The sequence below is a fragment of the Streptomyces uncialis genome (assembly GCF_036250755.1).
In the GTDB taxonomy this organism is placed as follows: domain Bacteria; phylum Actinomycetota; class Actinomycetes; order Streptomycetales; family Streptomycetaceae; genus Streptomyces; species Streptomyces uncialis.
Map to the genome: position 1 here is coordinate 4,590,564 of NZ_CP109583.1, position 17,036 is coordinate 4,607,599.

General features: G+C 72.1%; 13 protein-coding genes and 1 riboswitch. Of the genes, 5 read left to right on the plus strand and 8 right to left on the minus strand.

The window, feature by feature from the left end; translation table 11 throughout:
* Positions 1-2: 2 nt before the first annotated feature.
* From OG711_RS19010 to OG711_RS19020, 3 genes are all read right to left on the minus strand, one after another.
* The gene (locus tag OG711_RS19010) at positions 3-1,424 is read right to left on the minus strand and encodes a cobalamin biosynthesis protein CobG (RefSeq protein ID WP_329559851.1); all 1,422 of its coding nucleotides are present in this window, start codon (positions 1,422-1,424) and stop codon (positions 3-5) included.
* A 351-nt stretch (positions 1,425-1,775) separates the two neighbouring features.
* Entirely contained in the window at positions 1,776-2,075 is a 300-nt protein-coding gene (locus tag OG711_RS19015) for a hypothetical protein (RefSeq protein ID WP_329559852.1), read from the minus strand.
* Positions 2,076-2,436: 361 nt separating this feature from the next.
* Positions 2,437-3,132 (minus strand): hypothetical protein, encoded by a 696-nt coding sequence (locus OG711_RS19020; protein ID WP_329559853.1) that lies wholly within the window; start codon positions 3,130-3,132, stop codon positions 2,437-2,439.
* A 436-nt stretch (positions 3,133-3,568) separates the two neighbouring features.
* Between OG711_RS19020 and OG711_RS19025 the strand changes: the two genes are divergently transcribed.
* From OG711_RS19025 to cobN, 4 genes are all read left to right on the plus strand, one after another.
* Complete coding sequence (locus OG711_RS19025) at positions 3,569-4,255, plus strand: hypothetical protein (RefSeq protein ID WP_266509668.1); 687 nt, start codon at positions 3,569-3,571, stop codon at positions 4,253-4,255.
* Positions 4,256-4,332: 77 nt separating this feature from the next.
* Positions 4,333-5,757, plus strand: a complete 1,425-nt coding sequence (locus OG711_RS19030; RefSeq protein WP_329559854.1) for a ParB N-terminal domain-containing protein — start codon at positions 4,333-4,335, stop codon at positions 5,755-5,757.
* Positions 5,757-7,601: a DEAD/DEAH box helicase gene (locus OG711_RS19035; protein ID WP_329559855.1), complete on the plus strand. Its 1,845-nt coding sequence runs from the start codon at positions 5,757-5,759 to the stop codon at positions 7,599-7,601. Before OG711_RS19030 ends, OG711_RS19035 begins: the two co-directional genes overlap by 1 nt.
* 243 nt (positions 7,602-7,844) lie before the next feature.
* Positions 7,845-7,919: riboswitch (cobalamin riboswitch) on the plus strand.
* Between the two features lie 54 nt (positions 7,920-7,973).
* Positions 7,974-11,816, plus strand: a complete 3,843-nt coding sequence (cobN, locus tag OG711_RS19040) for a cobaltochelatase subunit CobN (protein ID WP_329559856.1) — start codon at positions 7,974-7,976, stop codon at positions 11,814-11,816.
* Between the two features lie 147 nt (positions 11,817-11,963).
* Here the strand turns inward: cobN and OG711_RS19045 are convergent, their stop codons facing one another.
* The 4 genes from OG711_RS19045 to OG711_RS19060 all read right to left on the minus strand — a co-directional run bounded on the left by OG711_RS19045 (position 11,964) and on the right by OG711_RS19060 (position 15,938).
* Positions 11,964-13,433, minus strand: a complete 1,470-nt coding sequence (locus OG711_RS19045) for an erythromycin esterase family protein (protein WP_329559857.1) — start codon at positions 13,431-13,433, stop codon at positions 11,964-11,966.
* Between the two features lie 460 nt (positions 13,434-13,893).
* Positions 13,894-14,298 carry a hypothetical protein gene (locus OG711_RS19050; RefSeq protein ID WP_073782977.1) on the minus strand — a complete coding sequence of 135 codons (405 nt, stop codon included), beginning with the start codon at positions 14,296-14,298 and terminating at the stop codon, positions 13,894-13,896.
* A gap of 117 nt (positions 14,299-14,415) precedes the next feature.
* Positions 14,416-15,372 carry an RNA polymerase subunit sigma-70 gene (locus tag OG711_RS19055; RefSeq protein WP_329559858.1) on the minus strand — a complete coding sequence of 319 codons (957 nt, stop codon included), beginning with the start codon at positions 15,370-15,372 and terminating at the stop codon, positions 14,416-14,418.
* 149 nt (positions 15,373-15,521) lie between these two features.
* Positions 15,522-15,938 (minus strand): hypothetical protein, encoded by a 417-nt coding sequence (locus OG711_RS19060; protein WP_245876577.1) that lies wholly within the window; start codon positions 15,936-15,938, stop codon positions 15,522-15,524.
* 89 nt (positions 15,939-16,027) lie between these two features.
* Here OG711_RS19060 and OG711_RS19065 point away from each other — a divergent pair, with 89 nt between their 5' ends.
* Positions 16,028-16,558 carry a DinB family protein gene (locus tag OG711_RS19065; RefSeq protein WP_329559859.1) on the plus strand — a complete coding sequence of 177 codons (531 nt, stop codon included), beginning with the start codon at positions 16,028-16,030 and terminating at the stop codon, positions 16,556-16,558.
* Positions 16,559-16,625: 67 nt separating this feature from the next.
* Here OG711_RS19065 and OG711_RS19070 read toward each other — a convergent pair whose 3' ends face one another.
* A complete protein-coding gene (locus tag OG711_RS19070; protein ID WP_329559860.1) occupies positions 16,626-17,009 on the minus strand; it encodes a hypothetical protein in 384 nt (127 codons plus the stop codon).
* Between the last annotated feature and the right edge of the window lie 27 nt (positions 17,010-17,036).

Below are 17,036 nucleotides of genomic sequence, written 5' to 3' on the forward strand. Positions count from 1 at the left end.
GCTCATGTTCCGGTGCGTGCCGCCGCCACGGTAGCCGCGAGCGATGAGGTTCCCGTCACCGAGGTCGTACGGCCGGCCTTGCCCGCGCGTACGGCGGTGACCTCGTAACCGCCGACGACGGCGACGACGTCGACCCGGTCACCCCGGGGGCGCCCGCAGCGGCGCGCACAGCCGGACCAGTGGACGGGGGGTTCGGCCTGTCCGTCGGCCGGGTGCTGGGCCGGTACGTGGGCCGGGGGCTGGACCGGTACGTGGGTCCGGTGGACGGCTGTCCGCGCGTCGGACCTGACGTCCGCCAGTGACTTGGCGCAGCCGGGACGGCCTATGCACGCGGTGACCCCGGTCCATGGGGAGCCGGGCTCCGTCACGAGTCCGGTGGCGGCGAGCGCCATGAGGTCGGCGGGGGTCGCGCCGGGGAGGACCGCGCCGCGCCAGGGGGTCAGGCGGACGCCGAGCCCTGTGCGGGCCGCGATGTGCCGTACGGCCGTCCATTGGGCGGGGGTGAAGCGGCCCAGGGGGACGGCGACGGACACGCCTCCGGGGAACGCGCCGGGGGTGGGGGTCGCCTTGGCCTTGATGGCGGTCGCGGTGGCATCGGCCGGGTCCGTGGGCGTCACCGTGGCGCTGTCGGTGAGCGTCGCGGTGACGTCCGGGCGGTGGGCCACCTCGCGGGCCAGCGCGCGGACCGCTTCGGGGCCGCCGGGGAGGTCCGCCAGCCGCCAGACGCGGTCCGCCCCGGCGTTCCGGGCCGCCGCGACGAACGCCTCCGCGGCGTACACGGCGATGCGGGGGGCGTCGTCGGCCGGCACGGTGAGCGTGGTCCCGCCGATCGTGACGGTCGCGGTGGCGCGCGGTCCGGCCACGAGGGTGATGTCGGGTTCCAGGGACGCCATGTCCCCGCGGCCGTCGTCCAGGGCGAACAGGAACCGGCCCGACAGGTGCGCGGCGGGGGCGCTGGCGCAGAGCAGGGTGTCGAGGGCGTGGAGCCACGGGGCCAGGTCGCGGTGGCCCTGTCCGTCGAGGCCGGACAGCGGGGACGCGACGATGTTCCGTACGCGTTCGTGGGTCGCGGAGGGCAGGAGGCCGGCGGTGTGCAGCGCGGTGGCCAGGTCGGCTCCGCAGGTCTCCGTGCGGAGGGCCCGTAGCTGGACGTTGCCGCGTGAGGTGAGGTGCAGTTCGCCGTCGCCGAGGTGGTGGGCGGCGTGGGCCAGGGCTTCCGTCTGGGCGGTGGTGAGGACTCCGCCGGGGATACGGATCCTGGCGAGGGGGCCGTCGTCGGCGAGGTGCAGACGGAGTGCGCCGGGGCAGGCGTCGCCCCCGTCGCCGGGGGTCCGCACGTCCGCCGCGCGCTGCTCGCCCGCGGCGTGCTCTCCGTCCTCCGTGCGTCGGCCCGGGGTGTCCGTGTTCGCCACGCTGTTCGCCACGCCCGCGAGCATAGACCTGCGGTGTTCTTGTCGTATCTCCCGTGCGGGTCGCCTTCGCTTGCGCTTTTGGGGTCTGTCCGGGTGGGCGCACTTGTTCCTGTGCGGGTCGTTCGTGGGTGCGCGGTTCCTCGCGCCCCTGGGTACTCGGGGCTGGGCGGACTTGTTTCTGTGCCGTCGCTCGTCGTTTTCGCGCAGTTCCCCGCGCCCCTGGGTACTCGGGGCTGGGCCTACTTGTTCCCGCACAGGTCGCTCGGTGGGTTTGCGCAGTTCCCCGCGCCCATGGGATGTCCTCGGGTAGAGGCGCGCCGGCCGCCCTTTGGGGCGGCCGGCGGACCGAGGAACTGTGGCGGATTACCAGAGGTCAGGCATCCAGAGGCGCACGCCGAAGTGGCCGAGCCGCAAGCTGGCGGCCAGGAGCGCCTGCTTGACGTCAGCGAGTCCCGCCGGGCGGGCCCGGCGGCGGCTCAGGCTGCCCCTGACCACGCCGATGGCCCGGGGAGCCCGGGGAGCCGGGGCGGCCCAGCGGGTACGGCGCGGCGGTGCGGGCCGCGGCGCCCGGTGTCCGGTACCGACCGCGAGCTGATGCTGCTGCGCGCGGATGGCACGGGTGCGGGGGTTGGCGGGGACGGCGCGGGGCCGATTACCCTTCATGTAGGGACTCCTTGCTGATGCGTGTATATCCGTGAGGCCGTTCCTGCGGAGAGCTCGGTCGGTCCGGCCGGCAAAAGCAAGGGCCGACGAGCTCTCCGTCTTTTCTTCCAGCGCGGAGTACGCTGGATTGCCGCCGCACTCGCGGCGCGCCAAAAACTCCAAGGTGCCTCTTCCAGGGGATTGCGGGCAGGCGTAATGGCCATACTCGACTGGACGGCGATTTCACTGTTCCGATTCACCGCTCCGGCGAGTCAGCCGACCGAAGAATGGTATCCCACACATCCACGCAGGATGATCACGCCGGTTCCGTTGGCGACGGAGAGCACGGATTGCGACTCCCTTCCTTCCGGCAACTCCGGCTTCACCCTGACGTCGCCGCCTTCAGAATTTCCCGACAAATAACCTTGATGTCCTTTCCATGCGATTCGAGGCTTTCGAGGAGAACGTCGCATTCCTCGTCGAGGCGGGATTCGGCGAGCGCCTGGAGCGCTGCGGCGGCTTCCCCCGGCGGCATCTCGACTCCCATAGCCCACAAGATCGTGAGCCGTTCGCCGCCGGTGCTTTCATTGAGGGCGGCCACGAACGCCGCTGTGCCGACACTGTGCCGCCGCCCGCTGTTGCGCCGGTCCCTGTCGGCGGCGACCGCGACCGGGCCGCCACACCCGCCCTCCTCGCGCCCACGGAAACGCTCGCTGTTGCGCCGGTCCCGCTGGGCAGGGAGTGCGCCGTCCCCGCCGCGCGCGGGCACGCAGCGGCAGCGGCCGCACCGGGCCAGGTGACGCAAGCGGTGAAGGTCGTCCAGCGTGTGCACCGGCGGCAGCCCCTGCCGCTTCCAGCCCTCCACCGCGAGGGAGTGCATCACACCCAGGGTCTCGTCGGTGGGAAACCTGCGGCCGTTCACGTAGTGCGACAGGGACGCCTCCGAAACCCCGATCCACTTGCTGATGACTCCCATGGAAACCGGCCCGAACGACCGGTAGACCTCCCGGATCGCCTCCGTGAATTCCCGGAGCTCGACCGTACTGTCCGACGGCGGCGTCCCGCCGATCTGACCCATAGCAGGCATGACACACCCTCCCCTTTCCCGACGTGGACACATTTCTCTGACATGGACACAACCGCTTAGACCTCGCACTGAACACGCCGAGCCCGCCAACGGCAGGGCTCGGCACATATGGCACGGAGGTCGGCTTAAGGACCGACCCTAGAGCCTTCACCCTGTCCATGGAACTCGGATCGGGGTTTAGACCGAAGTTTTTCTGTAACAAGAAGCGGAATCCGTCAGTCCAGGACGGACACACAAAGACCGCAAAGAGGATTATTCACCAGACTCCGCTTCCCTACCTGAAATGTAGGGAAGCGGAGTCTGGTGAATACATACGGGCTTGTGCTAGAAATGGGGCCGGGTGTGCCCTTCGGGCTGCACGTGGGTGATTCCCGCTGCCCGCACCGGAGCGGCGCACCCGTTCCGCCGTCGAGAAAGGGTGAAAGCCATGGCCCAGGTTCCTTCCTGGCAGGACTCCGCCCTCGGGACCATGAAGCGCGTCGCCCTCTGGCTGATCGCTGTCGTGGGCGAGGGCAACGAGTTCACCAAGGCCGACCTCAGGGACGCGTTCCCAGGCGTCTCCCAGGTGGACCGGCGGATGCGGGACCTACGGGACTTCGAGTGGCGAATCGACACAAACAGGGACGACCCGGAACTGGACTCCCACCAGCAGCGCTTCGTCAAGGCCGGCATCCCGGTATGGGAGCCGGGGCGCAGCGCCCGGCCGAAGGGCACGACCGCGATCGGCGCCAACCGCCGGCGGGAGGTCATCGCCGCTGACGGCTATATGTGCAGGTCGTGCGGGATCACCCCCGGCGGGGAGTACAGCGACACCGGCGAGACCGCGCAGCTGGATATCGCGCGTCGCCCTGTCCGGAAGCCCGACGGCACCAAGCGCGTAGAGCTGGTTACGGAGTGCAACCGGTGCCGGATCGGCGGCCGGAGCCTGGAAGCCGATCTGTCGAGGGTCCTGGCGGCCGCGGCGGGCCTGAGCCCGATTGAACGCAGAGTGCTGGCGGGCTGGATCACTGCGGACGAGCGGGAGTTCAGCCGGGTTGAGCGGCTCTGGGGCGACTACCGCTCCCTGCCGGAGACCTCCCGGACAGAGCTTCGTGCCGAAATGGGACTGGACTGAGTCATGGGACCGGTGAGCCGCCCCAGCCGGCGGGAGAAGATGACCAGTGCCCGGGGGACCGGCAGGAGGAGCGCCACATGACAAAGGACTACGGCCGGCCGGGCCGGGCGGACGATAACCGCGGCACGGTCGCACGACGGCTCGACGAGGCCGCGGCGAAAAGCGGCCCTCAGGAGCGTCTGACCATCGAGTGGCGCGGGCAGCCCACCCACCTCGACGTGATTCAGCTCCCCGTGGGGGACCTCTACTACAACCCGGGCACTCACCGGGTCCGCGCCCAGCGCAGCTACGACCCCGTGCGGGAAGCGCAGCTCGAAGAGGACCCGTGGAGCCCGGCTGGCCAGGAGTATCTCGGAACCCTGCTCAAGGCACTGCCCTCGGCACCGTCCCGGGTGGACCCGGAGTTCACCGCGCTGAAGGAGAGCCTCCAGGAGTACGGCCAGAGCGACCCGGGCCTGGTGACCTGGGACGGTGTACTGGTCAACGGCAACACCCGCCGCGCCGCTCTGATGGACCTCTTCGGTCCCACGACGGAGATGCGGGTCGCCGTCCTGCCGGAATCCTGCGACTGGGGCGACATTGCCAAGGTGGAGCTATCGCTCCAGCTCCGCAAGGAACACCGCCGGGATTACTCGTACATCAACCGTCTGCTGGCGGTCCAGGAGCTGGTGAAGCAGGGCACACCGCTGCCGGTGATCGCCGCGACGTTCCGTACGACGGTCGCCAGGTGTGAGCAGGACCAGTGGGTCTACTCGTGCGTGGAAGCGATGATCGAGCGGAGCGCCAAGGCGGGGGTACGACTGCCGCTGGTCGCCTTCGAGAACGACGCGGAGAAGCTGCGGGAGCTGCAACGGGCCTACGCCAAGGCTTACGCGGCCAATCCCGAGAATGCGGATCTGCTGCTGGAGTCGCGGATGTCCGCCATCATGCTCGGGTTCTCGAAGACCGACGTCCGGCATATCGAGCCGGACTTCGGGGTGAGGTATCTGGAGTCCACTCTCCCGGAGGGCCTTCTCCCCGCCCCCGCCAAACAGGAGGGCGTGGCGATCCCGGGGCTCGGCCGCTCGGTGAGGGGCCCGTCCCTCAAGCTGGCGGCCGCCAAGACCCTCACCGACACCGTGCTCCAGGCCCGTGCCGTCGCCGAAGCCTCGGCGTCCCAGGTCGTGCCGTCGGAGGAGGTGGCCAAGTTCGCCGGGCAGCTGGATGACATCAAGAAGGCCATGGACGGCGCCATCGACCGGGCCGGCCGGGACAACCGGGTGCGCAAGCGGAAGCAGGCCGCTCCCGCACGGCTCGCCGACGCCTGCCAGTCCATCGAACAGTGCGTGACTGACCTGGTCATGTCCCGCGCTTCCCGCAGCCTGGACGAAGAGGGCTTCGACGATGCCGTCGTCGTGCTCAGGAAGGCCCTGACGAAGCTGGCCCGCGAGTCCGGGCGGACCGTCAAGAATCCAGGTGACGGCGTCGCCTGGCTGATCTCCGCGATGGAGAAGGACGACTAGTGTCCGCACCGGTCAGTCTGGAGCTCGGCTTCGACGCCACGCGTACACAGGCTGTGCTGCGCGCGGCGCCCGAGTACCGGGCTGCCCTCGCCCAGATGCTGGCGCGCTTTCCCAGCGGCAGGATGACCGATTGGCTGTCCGCCGCCATCCCGGTCGACGGTTTCGTCGCGGGTATCTCGGAGCTCGGGACATGGCCCCACCCCGAAGGCGTCGTCTGGGAGGACTCCTTCAGCGCCCTGGTCGGGGAACTGCTCGACACCGCGGAAGCCGCTGAACAGCTCCTCAGCGGGCAGACGCCGGGCGGTTCGGCTGACGCGGATGACGTGCTCTCCTTGCTGGGTGCCTCATGGCGGGGGGATCTCACCGCGTTCCAGCGGCGCGATGCCGCCCGGCTGCTCGCCATCGGGCATGGCGCCAACTTCAGTGTGCCCGGCGCCGGCAAGACCCGTGTGGCGCTCGCGGTCTTCGCCGCGCTCAGAGAGCGGAAGCATGTCTCCCGGCTTCTCGTGGTGAGCCCGAAGTCGGCCTACGAGGCGTGGCAGGAGGAATCCGGGCTCTGCTTCGCGGAGCCGCTCGACGTCAGGGTCATGGAGAAACATCCGTCCACCGCCGCGGACCTGCTGATCGTCAACTACGAGCGGCTCGACCGCTCTTTGGCCGCGCTCTCAGAATGGCTGAAAGCAGGTCCGGCCATGCTCGTCCTCGACGAGGCCCACCGGATGAAACTGGGAGGCGCCGGAGTGTACGGGGCGGCGTGTCTCGCGCTGGGGCCGCTCAGCCGCACCCGCATGATCCTCACCGGGACCCCGGCACCCAACGGCGCCAAGGACATGGAGAACCTGCTGTCCTTCGTCTGGCCGGGCCATGGCCGCAGAGTAGTCAGACAGGCGGTCGACGGGGGCAGTCTCGCGGACGCGAGCCGGGTCCTGCGACCCCTGTACACCCGGACGACCAAGCACGAACTGGGGCTCCCACCTGTCCGGACCCGGATGCGCATGATCCCCATGCCGTCATTGCACCGGGAGATCTACGACGCCATGGCGGGACAGTTCTCAGCACGCGCCGAGGCGGTACGTTCCGACATCGACTCCCTGGGCAAGTCAGCTCTCCGCATGCTTATGGCGGCGACCAGCCCGGCACTGCTCGTAGCGGGAACCAGCCGCTACGAGCCGCTCGACATCCGGGTACCGCCGCTGGAGGTGCCCGAGTCAGGCCCGCTGTCCGCTCTGCTGCGCCGTCTGACGGAGTACGAGATCCCGCCGAAGTACGGGGAGGTGCTCTCCATCGTCGCCGCCAACGCCGCCGAGGGCCGGAAAACCCTGGTGTGGGCGGGATTCGTCCGAAGCCTCACGACGCTTGAGTCACTGCTCCAGGGGTTCCAGCCGGCGGTGGTGCACGGCGGGACGCCCGATCGGGAGGAGCAGATCCGCCGGTTCCGTGAAGACCCGGACTGCGCTGTGCTGCTCTCCAACCCGGCAACGCTCGGCGAGGGAATCAGCCTGCACCAGGTGTGCCACGACGCGGTCTATGTCGACCGTGACTTCCAGGCCGGGCGGTATATGCAGAGCCTGGACCGCATCCACCGCCTGGGGCTCGCTCCGGACACGGAAACACGGATCACCATCCTGGCCTCCGCGGGCACTATCGACGAAGTGGTCGCGCTGCGGCTGGCGGAGAAGCTGGAGTTCCTGGGGAGAATCCTTGACGACCCGGCTGTCCGGAAGCTCGGAGACCCTGAAGACGAACCCGCCACGGCGGCGGGCATGGACGAAGACGATCTGCGGGCCATCCTGAGCCACATCGGCACAGGAACGGAAGGACGCCCGGACGCATTCGTGCCCTGAAGAGACGCGGCGAACTATGCGGAGCCGCACGAGCGACGGCTCAGGAACGAGTACGCCCAGCCGGACAGATCTCGAAGGCGCAAGCGAAGGCGACCGGCACAGGGTACAAGTACGGCCACGCACAGGACCCACCCACCCGTACCCAAGAACCCATAAAGACCACAAAGGGCCCAAACAAACCCCGCATACCATGAGGTAATCGCGGATCACCCGGTCCGTGACCGTCACCCGACGGCATCAGGGGAGGAAGCCGGTTCGAATCCGGCGCGGTCCCGCCACTGTGACCGCCGGCTCCAGGGCCGGCCGAGCCAGGAACTCCCGCCGTCCGAACACCGCCCGGGGCGCGGACACCCCGAGGAAGGCCGACGCCGCATGCCGAACCCCGCCGAAGACCGCCCCGCCGACGAGAACCCCGTCACCGACAACTCCGCCGCCGAGAACCCCGGCACCGGAGAGCCCGTCACCGGAAGGCCCGTTGCCGAAGGGCCCGTCACCGGAGGGCCCGTTGCCGGAGGGCCCGTCGGTGACGGGAACCCCGTCGGCCGCGCCCCGCACATCCTCCTGCTGTCCACGTCCGACACGGACCTGCTCAGTGCCCGCGCCGCGAACCACGCGGACACCCCCGTCCCGTACCGCTTCGCGAATCCCTCGCGGCTTCCGCTGGACGATCTGCCCGCGCTGCTCGACGGGGCCGGGCTCGTCGTCGTCCGGCTGCTCGGCGGGGTCCGTGCCTGGCAGGAGGGGCTGGACCGGGTGACGGGCACGGGGCTGCCCGTGGTCGTGCTCAGCGGTGAGCAGGCCCCCGACGCCCAGCTGATGGCGGCCTCCACCGTCCCGGTCGGCCTCGCCGCCGAGGCGCACGCGTATCTCGCGCACGGCGGCCCCGCCAACCTCGCGCAGCTCGCCCGCTTCCTGTCCGACACAGTCCTGCTGACGGGCCACGGCTTCGACGCCCCGGCGCCCGCCCCCACCTGGGGGCCCCTGGAGCGCACCCCCGGCCGGACGGCCCCGGCGGCGGACGGCATCGTCCCGACCGTCGCCGTGCTCTACTACCGCGCCCACCACATGAGCGGCAACACGTCCTTCGTCGCCGCGCTCTGCGACGCCGTCGAGAACGCGGGCGGGCGGCCCCTGCCGCTGTACGTCGCGTCGCTGCGCGCCCCCGAGCCGGAGCTGATCGACGAGCTGCGCGCGGCCGACGTGATCGTCACGACGGTGCTCGCGGCCGGTGGCACCCGCCCGGCCGAGGCATCGGCGGGCGGCGACGACGAGTCGTGGGACGCGGGCGCGCTGACCGGCCTGGACGTCCCCGTGCTCCAGGCCCTGTGCCTGACCTCCTCGCGCGCCGACTGGGCCGCGAACGACGAGGGCGTCTCCCCGCTGGACGCGGCGAGCCAGATCGCCGTACCGGAGTTCGACGGGCGCCTCATCACCGTCCCGTTCTCGTTCAAGGAGATCGACAAGGACGGGCTCCCCGCGTACGTCGCGGACCCCGAGCGCGCGGCGCGGGTCGCCGGGACCGCCGTACGGCACGCGCGGCTGCGGTACATCCCGGCCGCGGACAAGCGCCTCGCGCTGGTGCTCTCCGCGTACCCGACCAAGCACTCCCGGATCGGCAACGCCGTCGGCCTCGACACCCCCGCGAGCGCGGTCGCGCTGCTGCGCAGGCTGCGCGCCGAGGGCTACGACTTCGGGCCCCTGGACGAGCTCCCCGGCCTGGTCTCCGGCGACGGCGACGAGCTGATCCGCGCGCTGATCGACGCGGGCGGCCACGACCAGGACTGGCTCACCGAGCAGCAGCTCGCGGCGAACCCGGTGCGCATCCCGGCGGCCGACTACCGCCGCTGGTTCGCGACACTGCCCGGGGAGCTGCGGGAGGCGGTCGAGCGGCACTGGGGGCCGCCGCCCGGCGAGATGTTCGTGGACCGTACCCACAACCCGGACGGGGACATCGTCCTCGCGGCGCTGCGCCGCGAGAACCTGCTGATCCTCATCCAGCCGCCGCGCGGCTTCGGCGAGAACCCCATCGCGATCTACCACGACCCCGATCTGCCGCCCTCGCACCACTATCTGGCCGCGTACCGCTGGATCTCCGCGTCCCGCGCGGACGGCGGTTTCGGCGCCGACGCGATGGTCCACCTCGGCAAGCACGGCAACCTGGAGTGGCTGCCCGGCAAGAACGCGGGACTGTCCGCCGCGTGCGCCCCGGACGCCGCGCTGGGTGATCTGCCCCTGGTGTACCCGTTCCTGGTGAACGACCCGGGCGAGGGCACCCAGGCCAAGCGCCGGGTGCACGCCACCCTGATCGACCACCTCGTGCCGCCGATGGCCCGCGCCGACTCGTACGGCGACATCGCCCGGCTGGAACAGCTGCTGGACGAGTACGCGCAGATCTCCTCCATGGACCCGGCGAAGCTGCCCGCGATCCGCGCGCAGATCTGGACGCTGATCCAGGCGGCCCGCCTCGACCACGACCTGGGGCTGGAGAACCGGCCCGACGACGACGGCTTCGACGACTTCCTGCTGCATGTCGACGGCTGGCTCTGCGAGGTCAAGGACGCGCAGATCCGTGACGGACTGCATGTCCTCGGCGCGCCCCCGGCGGGCGACGACCGGGTGAACCTGGTCCTCGCGATCCTGCGCGCCCGGCAGATCTGGGGCGGCACCACGGCCCTGCCCGGACTGCGGGAGGCCCTCGGCCTCGACGAGTCCGCGGCGACCCGGACCACCGCCGACGAGGCGGAGGCCACGGCCCGCGCCCTGGTCACCGCGATGGAGGCGGCCGACTGGGACCCGGCGGCGGTCGCGGGCGTGGCGGCCGGGCACGGCGACGACGTGGCCCGGGTGCTGGACTTCGCGGCGGCCGAGGTGGTGCCCCGGCTCGCGGGCACCGTCAACGAACTCGACCACGCCGTGCACGCCCTGAACGGCGGCTTCGTCCCGGCGGGCCCGTCGGGCTCGCCGCTGCGCGGACTGGTCAACGTCCTGCCGACCGGCCGCAACTTCTACTCCGTCGACCCCAAGGCCGTCCCGTCCCGCCTCGCGTGGGAGACCGGCCAGGCCCTCGCGGACTCCCTGCTCACCCGCTACCGCGAGGACAACGGCGACTGGCCCACGTCCGTCGGGCTGTCCCTGTGGGGCACCAGCGCGATGCGCACCGCGGGCGACGACGTGGCCGAGGCGATGGCCCTGCTCGGGGTGCGCCCGGTGTGGGACGACGCGTCGCGCCGGGTCACCGGTCTGGAGGCGGTCCCCGCCGACGAACTGGGCCGTCCCCGTATCGATGTGACGCTGCGTATCTCCGGCTTCTTCCGTGACGCGTTCCCGCATGTCATCGGGCTGCTGGACGACGCGGTCCGGCTGGTCGCGGGACTCGACGAGCCCGCCGGGGTCAACCACGTCCGCGCGCACGCCCAGGCCGACCTCGCGGTCCACGGCGACGAACGCCGCGCCACCACCCGTATCTTCGGCTCCCGCCCGGGCACGTACGGCGCCGGTCTGCTCCAGCTCATCGACTCCCGTGACTGGCGCACCGACGCCGATCTCGCGGAGGTCTACACGGTGTGGGGCGGCTACGCGTACGGGCGTGAGCTGGACGGCCGTCCGGCCCGGGAGGAGATGGAGACCGCGTACAAGCGGATCGCCGTCGCCGCGAAGAACACGGACACCCGTGAGCACGACATCGCGGACTCCGACGACTACTTCCAGTACCACGGAGGCATGGTCGCCACCGTCCGCGCGCTGCGGGGCACGGCCCCCGAGGCGTACATCGGGGACTCCACCCGCCCCGAGACGGTCCGCACCCGCACCCTGGTCGAGGAGACCTCCCGGGTCTTCCGGGCCCGGGTGGTCAACCCCAAGTGGATCGAGGCGATGCGCCGCCACGGTTACAAGGGCGCCTTCGAGCTGGCCGCGACGGTGGACTACCTCTTCGGCTACGACGCCACCACCGGCGTCATCGCCGACTGGATGTACGACAAGCTCACCCAGACGTACGTCCTCGACCCGGTGAACCGCGCGTTCCTCCAGGAGGCCAACCCCTGGGCCCTGCACGGCATCACGGAACGCCTCCTCGAAGCCGAGTCCCGGGGCCTGTGGGCGAAGCCGGACGCGGCGACCCTGGAGGCCCTGCGCGAGGTCTTCCTGGAGACGGAGGGCGATCTCGAAGGCGGTACGGACGGGGCGGGTGGCGGGACGGCGCCGACCGGTGGCTGACCCCGCGGTGCGTCCGTGAGCGGCGGGCCCCCGGCTGTCCGGCAGCCGGGGGCCCGCTGTCCGTTCCGGGGGCCGGTTCCGGTTCCGGGGGCCGGTTCCGGGGGCCGGTTCCGGTCCAAGGGCCCGGTCCCGGTGTCCGGTGTCCGGTCAGTCGAACGGGGTCGCCGCCTCCGCGCGGTGCAGGTGGACGATCACGTCGTACCCCTCCGCCAGGCTCTGCGGCTCGCGCATGACCGACGGGACGTAGGTCGCCGGGACGAGGAACGTGGGCCGGGGGGCGGCGAGCCAGGCGGCGGTCGCCCGGTCGCCGGTCGTCCCGCGCAGGTCGATGACGAAGTCACGGTGCCGGACCCGGTCGAGCGTGTGCTCATTGCTCCCGGGGTGCGCCGCGCCCGTGTCGAAGACCTCGCGCCGGTCGCCGCCCGTCTCGGGCCGGGCGAGGAATCCGGCGCTGTGGACGGAGGTGCCGATGGCGACGTAGTCGTCACCGACGAGGTCGCGCAGGGCCGCGCCCTGGGTCACCGGGTACTGCTGGGGCCACGCCGACCGGTAGGCGAGATGGCCGTTGTGCGCGGCGGCCAGCACCCGCTCCCCGGTGCCGCGCTGCCACCACACGGTGTTCCGCGCCATCGAGTCGTCGCGGAAGCGGTGCAGTTCGGCGCCGTCCAGGGAGTACATGGTCGCCATCTGCGAGATGACGAGGGCCTCCTGGACCACCCGGGCGGGCACCCTCCCCGGCTTCGACCCCGTTCCGGTCCCGGTCCCGGTCCCGGTGCCGCTGAGGAGCCGGTGCGCGGCCTGGGCGTCGGCCGCCAAGGACCGGCGCTGCGCGGGCGGGAGTCCGGTGAGGGCCTTCATACGGGCGTCCCGGCCCGCCGGGAGGGCGAGCAACTGCGCGTACCGCTCGCGCAGTACGGGCAGCAGGGCGGGGCGATGGCGCTCGGCCCAGCCGAGGACGCGCGCGTACTGCTCGCGGCCGATGTCCCCGATGTCGTTGCCCATCACCCGCAACTGCCGGTCATGGGTGCGGTTGTACTCCCGCATCCAGCTGAACAGACGATGGAACTCCTCGGTCCGCCAGGACGTGTAATCGCTCTGGAACTCCTCGCGCATGATCGTCCGCAGATCGCCCTCACCGGTGCGCACCCAGGTGTCCAGGCGGACACCCGTCGACCAGGGCTGCTCCAGCGCGAAGGTCGTGACGGCCGCGTCACCGGGCCGGGTGGCGAGGTACCGGAACAGCCGCTCCCGGACGTCGAACACCTCCTTCGAGCCATGGGTGACCTCGCCGAACCCGATGATCTCCGCGTCCCGGGTCATCCGGGCGAGCGCGGCCAGGTCCCCGGCCGGACGCTGGTCACCGGGGGCGGTGGCGCGCAGCGGGTGGGCGTGGCGGTCCAGCCCGGCGAGCACCGCGCGGTCCGAGCCGTACGGGTGGCTTGTGCCGCCGGTGCCCTCTGTCGCGCCTGTGCCCACTGCTGCGCCTATGCCGTCGGCGTGACCCGTGCCCGTGCCGTACGCGTGGCCGGTGTGGCCGGTGTGGGGCGGCCGGGCCTGGGCCGTGACCGTCCCCGCGCCCGCCCCCCGTTCGGCGGACACGGCCGGGGCGGCCGACACCGTCCCCAGCACCGCCGCCGCGGCCAGGGCCAGGACCAGACCGCTGCGGACCGGCCGCCGCGCGGGGGCGGCACCCGGCGCGACAGCCCCGGGCCGGACGCCGGCAGACCCGTACTCACCGGACCGGCCAGCACCGGACCCGTACTCACCGAACCGAACGGCACCGGCCCCGTCCTCACCGGACCGGTCGCCGTCGGGCCGACCGGCACCGGACCGACCTGCACCGGGCCGGCCTGCACCCGACCGGCCTGCGTTCGGCCGGTCCGGACTGCTCGTGGGGATCACTCGGGCCTCCTGGGACTGCGGCCGGGCGCCGGGAGGTCCGGTGCTGTCGCCGTGCTCCCCACTCTCCCGGCCCCGGGCCGCCCGTCCCACCCGGCCCGCTCCCCTCTCCGGGGTGTATCCCGCTACACCTCCGCCGCCGCGCACGACCGCGAACAGCACTGCTCAGGCTGGCCGTTCAGCCGTCCGCGCGCGTCATCGTGGACGCGTAGCCGCCACCCCCGGGGTACACCCACGCGCCGTCGAGGACGTTCCCCTCGGCGTCGAACGTGCCCCGGAAGTAGGCGGGGGAGCCCTTCTCGCCGCCCCAGATGGTGAGCGTGTCGCCCGCCAACTCGTAGACGTAGTCGAAGGTGTTGCCCTGGCTGTCGTAGTACCGCGAGTGGACGTCCTCGCCGGGCTCCTCGGCGCCGAACGGCTTGAGCCGGCCGATCATCTCGACACCGGTGACCGGCTGCCCGTACTGGGTCAGGGAGATGTCCTGGGCGAGGAAGTGGCGGCCCTCCAGCCAGCGGTAGGTGACGGTGCCCTCCGCGCCGCCGGTGACGTTCCAGGTGCCGATGAGACGCTCGTAGTCCTTCATGGGTGCCGCTCCTCCGTAGGGGCGGGACACCCGCTTCCCGGGGCCCGCCGATGTACCGACGCCCCTGTGACGGGGGCCGGCGCACGGAAGGAATCGGTCCGGACGGCGTGACGCCGGTCACATGGTCAGCGGCAGTTCCAGCGCGGGCAGGATCTCCGGGCCGAACGTCGTGATCTCCGCGACGAGCCCGTCCTCGATCCGCAGCACATCGATGTTCACGGCGCGGAACACGTCGTCCCGCGGGGCCCGTACGTAGTTCACGGCGCCGGGCTGGCGGTTCACCGTGATCTCCACGGAACGCCACTCGCCCCAGCGCGCGGACCCCTCCAGGACGGGCCCCCACAGGTCGAGGATCGCCGCACGGCCCTCGTAGACCAGCGACGCGGGCGGCATCGTCTGCCGCGCGTCCGCGCGCAGCAGCGCGGTCAGCGCCGACAGATCGGCGCGCTGCGAGGCACGGACGTAGGCGCGGAGCGTCTCGCGTTCCGCCGCGCTCGGTCCGGTCGCCGGTCCCCAGTCGGCGCGGCGTTCCGGCAGCCGGGTCCGCAGGGTCGCGCGGGCCCGCTGGAGACCGCTCTTCACCGCCGCGACCGACATCTCCAGGGCCGTCGCCGTCTCCTCGGCGGGGAACCCGAGCACGTCCCGCAGGATCAGCACGGCCCGCTGGCGCGGCGGCAGATGCTGGATCGCCGCGAGGTACGCCAGCTCGATCGTCTCGCGTGCGATCGCCCCGTCGAGCAGGCTGTCCGGGTACGGCTCCAGCCACCGCACCTCGGCGATCACCGAGTCGGCCGTCACGACCTCCCGGGACCGCGCGGGACCGCCGAGGAAGTCCAGACAGACCCGGGTGGCGATCCGGTACAGCCAGGCGCGCAGCCGCTCCGGGTCGGTGAGCTGCTCCCGTTTGCGCCACGCGCGGATCAGCGTCTCCTGCACGAGGTCCTCGGCGTCGCTGTACGAGCCCACCATCCGGTAGCAGTGCACCCGCAGCTCGCCCCGGTGGCGCTCCGCCCGCGCGGCGAGGTCCGGCTGCGGGGCCGCGGCGGCCTGCGGTACGTCGGTCTCTGGCGTCATCGCCGTCGAGGGTACCCAGCCGCACCGACATCCGCCCGGCCCTCACCGGACTCCGGGACGGCACACGCCCGGTGTCCCACGCACCCGCCGGGCAGGCCCCGGAACCCGGGAACGGCCCGCGCGAGTGGCCCGTCCCCGTCCCGCCCCGGTCAGGGCCAGTCGACCAGCCCGGCGAACGCGAGGACCGGGCCCGCCACCGTGAACGGCGCGAGGACCGCGAGGACGATGCGGGTGGCGGCATGACGCCGTCGCCACGGCAGGAACCAGGACGCCAGCAGCAGCGCCGCCGGTACGAGAAGCCCGTACCGGAAGACGTCGAACGCCGTCCCGAAGCTCGGGTCGAAACGGTCGAGTTCGGCCTCCGTGCACGCGCCGCAGGCCATCTGGGAGAGTCCGGCGAAGAACAGCGAGACCAGTATCAAGGGGACCGTGACCAGCGAGGAAAGCAGTGGCGCGACCCAGGCGCGCGGGTCCGGCCCGGTGGGTGCGGGGGCTGCGTCCGGGAGCGGCGCGAGCCGGGCGCGCGGGTCCCGTTCGACGGGTTCGGCGGCGGTGTTCGGCGGCATGGGTCCAGTCAAGCCCCGGGGACGGCGCCGTCGCCTGAGCCGTCGTACTCATCTTGTCGGGGTACGGCCTCCGTGCCAGTGTGACGGCCATGGCGATCACCTTGAACGGACGGACCGTACCCCCTCCGCAGGCCGGTGAACGGGAACTGATGGAGGCGTGGCTGGACTTCCACCGTGAGACCGTCGCGATCAAGTGCGCGGGGCTGGACGACGCGCAGTTGCGGGAGCCCTCGGCCCCGCCGTCGTCGATGACGCTGCTCGGTCTGGTCCAGCATCTCGCGGAGGTCGAACGCAACTGGTTCCAGCGGGTGTGGCCCGGCCAGGACGCGCCGCCGGTGTTCGAGGACGCCGGCCCGGACGGTTTCGCGCTGACCCCGGAACGCGGCATCGAGGAGGCCCTGAACGCGTGGCGGGCCGAGATCGCCCGGGGCCGCGAGGCGATCGCGGGGGCGTCACTCGACGACTGCGGGACGATGCCCGAGGCGGCGGCCCCGCTGCTGGGGGGCACCCGTCAGGTGTCGCTGCGCTGGATCCTCCTCCACATCATCGAGGAGTACGCGCGCCACAACGGCCACGCGGACCTGCTGCGCGAACGGATCGACGGAGCCACCGGCCCGTGACCGGCCGGGCCGCCGACGGGCCCGCCCAGGCGGGCCGAACACCCGCCGGGGCGCCGCCGAGCCCCCGCTAGGGCCACGCCAACACCGCGTCGAACAGCGGATATCCCCCCGCCGCGACCAGCGGCGCGGCAACCACCAGAAGAACCCGCCGGGCCCGCAGCCGCCGCAGGGGCGGCATCACCCACGCCGTCAGCACCAGCACCCACGCCACCGCCCCGACCGCCATCGCCACGATCACCGCGGCCTCAAGGCTGTCCGCGAACCGCACGGCCTCCCGCGCGTCGCACGACTCGCACGCCGTCGGCGACATCGTCACGAGCGCGAGCAGGAACAGCGTCATCGGGAACATCGCGAGGGTCCCGATCAGCGGGGCGACCCAAGCGCGGCGGTCCGGCTCGTCGGCGCGGTGGCCGGGGCCGCCCCGGACCCCGGTGGAACCGTGTGTCGGCATGCCCCCAGTGAACCGCACGGCCCCCGC

What these genes read in the sequence shown, in the direction of transcription:
- OG711_RS19030 (WP_329559854.1), top strand. Translation starts at nt 4,333, where the DNA reads ATGACAAAGGACTACGGCCGGCCGGGCCGGGCGGACGATAACCGCGGC.
- cobN (WP_329559856.1), top strand. Translation starts at nt 7,974, where the DNA reads ATGCCGAACCCCGCCGAAGACCGCCCCGCCGACGAGAACCCCGTCACC.
- OG711_RS19070 (WP_329559860.1), bottom strand. Translation starts at nt 17,009, where the DNA reads ATGCCGACACACGGTTCCACCGGGGTCCGGGGCGGCCCCGGCCACCGC.
- OG711_RS19060 (WP_245876577.1), bottom strand. Translation starts at nt 15,938, where the DNA reads ATGCCGCCGAACACCGCCGCCGAACCCGTCGAACGGGACCCGCGCGCC.
- OG711_RS19025 (WP_266509668.1), top strand. Translation starts at nt 3,569, where the DNA reads ATGGCCCAGGTTCCTTCCTGGCAGGACTCCGCCCTCGGGACCATGAAG.
- OG711_RS19020 (WP_329559853.1), bottom strand. Translation starts at nt 3,132, where the DNA reads ATGGGTCAGATCGGCGGGACGCCGCCGTCGGACAGTACGGTCGAGCTC.
- OG711_RS19050 (WP_073782977.1), bottom strand. Translation starts at nt 14,298, where the DNA reads ATGAAGGACTACGAGCGTCTCATCGGCACCTGGAACGTCACCGGCGGC.
- OG711_RS19065 (WP_329559859.1), top strand. Translation starts at nt 16,028, where the DNA reads ATGGCGATCACCTTGAACGGACGGACCGTACCCCCTCCGCAGGCCGGT.
- OG711_RS19055 (WP_329559858.1), bottom strand. Translation starts at nt 15,372, where the DNA reads ATGACGCCAGAGACCGACGTACCGCAGGCCGCCGCGGCCCCGCAGCCG.
- OG711_RS19015 (WP_329559852.1), bottom strand. Translation starts at nt 2,075, where the DNA reads ATGAAGGGTAATCGGCCCCGCGCCGTCCCCGCCAACCCCCGCACCCGT.